1 protein-coding gene is annotated in these 1423 nt (G+C 65.1%); it reads right to left on the reverse strand.

Features of this window, described 5'->3' with window-relative positions:
* Window positions 1-59: 59 nt before the first annotated feature.
* Complete coding sequence (locus tag ON31_RS29595) at window positions 60-1292, reverse strand: IS256 family transposase (protein WP_039818387.1); 1233 nt, start codon at window positions 1290-1292, stop codon at window positions 60-62.
* Window positions 1293-1423 lie beyond the last annotated feature (131 nt).

Genomic DNA, 1423 nt, shown 5'->3' on the forward strand with positions numbered 1-1423 from the left:
GGGTCAAGTCCCGGGGTGTGGTGTAACTGGGGTGGTCACCGCATGATCCGAAATGTCGGTCAGGCGGTCAGTTCTGCCGGTGCGGTGTCCTCCTGTTCGTCGGTGGTGAGGTCGCGGGAGCGGGCCAGGACGTCGAGGCCGAGGTAGCGGCGGCCTTCGATCCATTCATCGTGTTGTTCGGCCAGGACCGCGCCGACCAGGCGGATGATCGAGCCGCGGTCGGGGAAGATGCCGACGACGTCTGTGCGGCGGCGAATCTCCTTGTTCAACCGTTCCTGCGGATTGTTGCTCCAGATCTGACGCCAGATCTGCTTGGGAAACGCCGTGAACGCGAGCAGATCCGCGCGGGCCGCGTCGAGGTGATCGGCGACCGTGGGCAGCTTCTCGGCCAGCGCGTCGAGCATCCGATCATATTGCGCAGCAACAGATTCTGGATCTGCTTGATCGAACACCGAATGCAGCAGAGTGCGGACCCACGGCCAGGAGGACTTCGGGCAGACGCTCATCAGATTGACCGTGTAGTGGGTGCGGCACCGCTGCCAGGCCGCGCCGGGCAGGGTCGCGCCGATAGCCGCGACCAGACCGGCGTGGGCGTCGGAGGTCACCAACTTCACCCCGGCCAGGCCGCGGGCGACCAGGTCCCGGAAGAACGCCAGCCAACCCGCGCCGTCCTCTCCCGAAGTCACTTGCAGACCGAGGATTTCCCGGTATCCGTCGTTGTTGACGCCGGTGGCGATCAGAGCGTGGACGTTGACCACGCGCCCGTTCTCGCGGACCTTCAGCACCAGCGCGTCGGCGGCGACGAACGTGTAAGGCCCTTGGTCGAGCGGACGGGTGCGGAACGCTTCGACCTGGGCGTCGAGGTCGCGGGCCATCATCGACACCTGCGACTTGGACAGTGTTGTGATGCCCAGGGATTCGACGAGTTTCTCCATCCGCCGCGTCGAGACACCGAGCAGGTAGCAGGTCGCGACCACGCTGGTCAGCGCCCGTTCGGCGCGTTTGCGGCGTTCGAGCAGCCAGTCCGGGAAATAGCTGCCCGACCGTAGTTTCGGGATCGCGACATCGATCGTGCCCACACGGGTGTCGAAGTCGCGGTGGCGGTAGCCGTTACGCGAGTTGACGCGGTCGTCGCTGCGTTCGCCGTAGCCGGCACCGCATACCGCGTCGGCCTCGGCGCTCATCAGGGTCTGTACGAAGGTGGACAGCAGCCCGCGCAGCAGGTCAGGGCTGGCGGCGGCCAAATGCTCGGACAGCACGGCGCCGGGGTCGATACGCTGAATATCGGTCATCGCGTGGACTTCTTTCTTCAGTGACTTTGGTCGGTCTCTTGAAGAATCACGCGGTGACCACCCCCATGTCCGGGAAATCGAGACTCACTGCTCGATCAGCGAGCTGCTACACCACTCTGACGGACGCAACC

The sequence above is a fragment of the Nocardia otitidiscaviarum NBRC 14405 genome, assembly GCF_000308635.1.
Classification (GTDB): Bacteria; Actinomycetota; Actinomycetes; order Mycobacteriales; family Mycobacteriaceae; genus Nocardia; species Nocardia otitidiscaviarum.

What these genes read in the sequence shown, in the direction of transcription:
- ON31_RS29595 (WP_039818387.1), bottom strand. Translation starts at nt 1,292, where the DNA reads ATGACCGATATTCAGCGTATCGACCCCGGCGCCGTGCTGTCCGAGCAT.